Annotated in this window: 3 protein-coding genes; 2 read left to right on the top strand and 1 reads right to left on the bottom strand. The window is 63.6% G+C overall.

The features are described from left to right. Positions 1-892: ribonuclease (locus EOA33_RS26515; protein ID WP_127406980.1), on the top strand; the 892-nt coding region annotated here is incomplete at its 5' end. Positions 893-929: 37 nt separating this feature from the next. On the opposite strand, the gene EOA33_RS26510 is transcribed toward EOA33_RS26515, so the two are convergent. Continuing rightward, a complete protein-coding gene (locus EOA33_RS26510; RefSeq protein ID WP_127406979.1) occupies positions 930-2,210 on the bottom strand; it encodes a GGDEF domain-containing protein in 1,281 nt (426 codons plus the stop codon). A gap of 262 nt (positions 2,211-2,472) precedes the next feature. On the opposite strand from EOA33_RS26510, the gene ettA reads away from it, so the two are divergent. Next, positions 2,473-4,111 (top strand): energy-dependent translational throttle protein EttA (gene ettA, locus EOA33_RS26505; protein ID WP_127406978.1); only part of this gene is annotated, 1,639 nt, incomplete at its 3' end.

The following is a 4,111-nucleotide window of genomic DNA, read 5'->3' as shown; positions in this document are numbered from 1 at the left end:
GGCGATCAAGAACGGCAAGAACCCCGGGAACATATCGACCGCGGCCGGACAAAGCTACCAGCTGCTGGCGGGCAACAAGGATGAGCCGACACATTACCTCATCCTTGTGCCGGGCGCCGATCCGGACCGTCGCTGGGTGAAGATCAGCTGCGGACATGTCACCGCCGGCAGTGCTGCTGCGACGCCGGAGCCGGCCGATCAGAATAAGCCGGCGCAGCCTGGCTCTGGCAAGCCGGAATATGTCTTCGCGCTGAGCTGGCAGCCGGCTTTCTGCGAGACCAAGTCCAGCAAGCCCGAATGCCAGGCGCAGTCGAAGTCCGGCTTCGACGCCACGCATTTCACCTTGCATGGGCTGTGGCCGCAGCCGAACGGCAACTTCTATTGCCAGGTGTCGGCGGGCGACAAGGCCAGTGACAATCCCGCCCATTGGCAGGACCTGCCGAAGGTCGATCTCGATGCGAACACCCGCGCCGAGCTCGATCAGGTGATGCCGGGCACCGCCTCCAAGCTGGAGCGGCATGAATGGATCAAGCATGGCACCTGCTACGGCAAGAGCCAGCAGGAGTATTTCGCCGATGCCTTGAACCTGATGCAGGCGGTGAATGCGTCGCCGGTGCGCGATCTCTTCACCAAACATATCGGCAAACAGCTGACGTCGGATCAGATCCGCGACGCCTTCGACGGCGCCTTCGGTGACGGCGCCGGCGACCGGGTCCGTGTGTCCTGCCTGGTCGATCCATCGAGCGGCAGGCGCATGATCGGCGAGCTGACGCTCGGCCTCTCCGGCCCGATCGGCCCGGACAGCACGCTGGGCAGCCTGATGCTGGCTGCCGCGCCGACCACCAAGGCGGGTTGCCCGAAAGGTACGGTCGATCCGAGCGGCTTCCAATAAGCCTGGTGAGAGCCTTCGCCGCTCTGCCGCCGGCGCCTTATGCCGATCTCGTCCGGATGCCGGGATCTTGGGCCTCGTCGTCGCCCAGTTCGCCGATGACGCGGTCGCGCCCCGCCGATTTGGCCTTGTAGAGACGTTCGTCGGCCAGCGCGAAGATATCGGCCAGGCAGTTGCTGGCCTCGCCAAGGGTGCAAACGCCGACGCTGACGGTCAGCTCGAATCTGCTGGTGCTGGCGGAAGCCTTGACCGCATGCCTGATGCTTTCGCCGAGCAGCCTTGCGACGGCGTGCGGCTGCTCGGTCAGGATGGCGAATTCCTCGCCGCCTATCCGGAATACCTTTTGCTCGGCGCCGGCGACCTCGGTCAGCACCGCGGCGATCGACTTCAGCACCTTGTCACCCTCGGCATGGCCGAAGCGATCGTTGATCAATTTGAAATGGTCGACGTCGACGATCAGCAGGCTGAGCGGCCTGGCGGTCCGCTGGCTGGCGGCGACCGCGGCCTGGCCGTCGGTTTCGAAGCTGCCGCGATGCAGCAGGCCGGTCAGGCCGTCGCGTCCGACATGCTTGACCAGCGCTTCGTAACGCTCGCGATAGGTCAGCGTGTCGAAAATGTCCGAAATCCCGCGCGGCACGGCGATCTGCCGGGCCTCGAACCAGCGCAGATAGGCAACCAGTATCAGGCTGTAGGCAAGGGCGGCGCTCATCTTGGCGTACCAGCCGCCGAAGAAGACGGCGATCGGCGCGCCGGTGACGAAATGCAGCGCGGTGAAGAAGCCCGCCTGGTCGAAGCTGAGCACGCAGGCGACGGAGACGAGGATACGGACAAACAACTGATCGCGAAGGTAGCCACCGAGCTTTTCATAGAGCAGGATGATCAGGATGGCGTCGACGAAGAGCAACGACGTGCCCCACACCATCAGCCAGCCCATCTGATCGATGAAGCCGATATCGGGGGCCTTGCCGTCCGGAAGCGGCGAGATCGCGTGCAGGCGCAGGATCAGCACCAAGCCGATCATCAGGGCATTGCCGAGCAGCAGGCCATAGATCGGCTGCCGCACCGTCGCCGCGTCTTCCTTGATGTAGAGCAGGAGCAGCATCCCCAGCTTGCCCGAGAACAGCACCGCCGAACCCGGCGACACCATGCCGAAGGGCAGGGCGACGTAAAAGACACTGGCCAGATAGGTCTCGAGAAAGTGCATGACGCCGAGCGCGCAGACGAAGACGCCGAGGCCGATGCGCGCCCTGAAACGGAACAGCGTGACCATGACGCCGAAATAGAGAACCGCTTCGGCAAGGAGCAGGAAACTGTTCAGCAACGCAGTCGATCCGTCCTCTTCGCTGCAATCGCCATCGACCAGCGATTGCCATCACCTCCGTTTTGCCGGGAAATGATTAATCGGTGCTTTCGGATGAACGGATAGCGTGCCGAAAAAGGGCGACGGCAACCGGATGCTTGCAGGCTGATGAGCGTTTGGTGTTCGGGCCGCGGCACCGAAAGCGATTGCCGTTCGGCCCGGCATCGCCTACATAGCGCGCAACCTCCATCCAGTTGACACTTCAGTTCCAGGGAAAGCGCGCGTGGCTCGCCAGTTCATCTATCACATGTCCGGCCTGTCGAAGGCCTACGGCACCAAGAAGGTGCTCGATAACGTTCATCTGTCCTTCTATCCGGACGCCAAGATCGGCATCCTCGGCCCCAACGGCTCGGGCAAGTCGACCATCCTGCGTATCATGGCCGGGCTCGACAAGGAGTTTCAGGGCGAAGCGTGGCTGGCCGAGGGCGCGACCGTGGGCTACCTGGCGCAGGAGCCGCACCTCGACAACAGCAAGACCGTGCGTGAAAACGTCATGGACGGCGTCGCCAGGAAGACCGCCATCATCGAGCGCTACAACGAGCTGATGATGAACTATTCCGACGAGACGGCGGACGAGTCCGCCAAGCTCCAGGACGAGATGGACAGGCTGAACCTGTGGGACCTCGAGCAGCAGGTCGAGATGGCAATGGACGCGCTGCAGTGCCCGCCGGCCGATTCCGAGGTGACCAACCTGTCGGGCGGCGAGCGCCGCCGCGTGGCGCTGTGCCGGCTGCTGCTGGAGCAGCCCGACCTGCTGCTGCTCGACGAGCCGACCAACCACCTCGACGCCGAGACCACGCAATGGCTGGAAAAGCACCTGCGCGACTATCCGGGCTCGGTGCTGATCATTACCCACGACCGCTACTTCCTCGACAACGTCACCGGCTGGATCCTCGAGCTCGACCGCGGCCGCGGCATTCCTTACGAGGGCAACTACACCAAATATCTCGACGCCAAGGCCAAGCGCCTGATCCAGGAAGGCCGCGAGGACGACTCGCGCCAGAAGGCGATCTGGCGCGAGCGCGAGTGGATCCAGTCGTCGCCGAAGGCGCGCCAGACCAAGTCCAAGGCGCGTATCAAGGCCTATGAGGAACTGGTCGAGCAGTCGCAGAACCGCAAGCCGACCGACACCCAGATCGTCATCCCGGCGAGCGAGCGGCTCGGCAATGTCGTCATCGAAGTCGAGGGCCTCAACAAGGGCTTTGGCGACGAACTGCTGATCGAGGATCTGTCGTTCAAGCTGCCGCCGGGCGGCATCGTCGGCGTCATCGGCCCGAACGGCGCCGGCAAAACGACGCTGTTCAAGACCTTTACAGGCCAGGAGAAGCCGGATACGGGCTCGGTCCGCATCGGCGAAACGGTCAAGCTCGGCTATGTCGATCAGAGCCGCGACGCGCTCGACCCGAACAAGACGGTGTGGGAAGAGATCTCCGGCGGCGCCGAGGTGATCAAGCTCGGCAAGCACGAGGTCAACAGCCGCGCCTACTGCTCGTCCTTCAACTTCCGTGGCGGCGACCAGCAGCAGAAGGTCGGCAACCTTTCCGGTGGTCAGCGCAATCGCGTGCATCTTGCCAAGATGCTGAAGGGCGGCGGCAACGTGCTTTTGCTCGACGAACCGACCAACGACCTCGACACCGAGACGCTGAGCGCGCTGGAAGACGCGCTGGAGGCCTATGCGGGCTGCGCCGTCATCATCAGCCACGATCGCATGTTCCTCGACCGCATGGCGACCCACATGCTCGCCTTCGAGGGCGACGCGCATGTCGAATGGTTCGAGGGCAACTTCGAGGAATATGAGAAGGACAAGCTGCGTCGCCCTCGAAGGCGAGCATGTGGGTCGCCATGCGGTCGAGGAACATGCG

The organism is Mesorhizobium sp. M4A.F.Ca.ET.050.02.1.1 (assembly GCF_003997725.1).
Taxonomy (GTDB): Bacteria; Pseudomonadota; Alphaproteobacteria; order Rhizobiales; family Rhizobiaceae; genus Mesorhizobium.
This window is presented reverse-complemented; position numbering and strand designations above follow the sequence as displayed.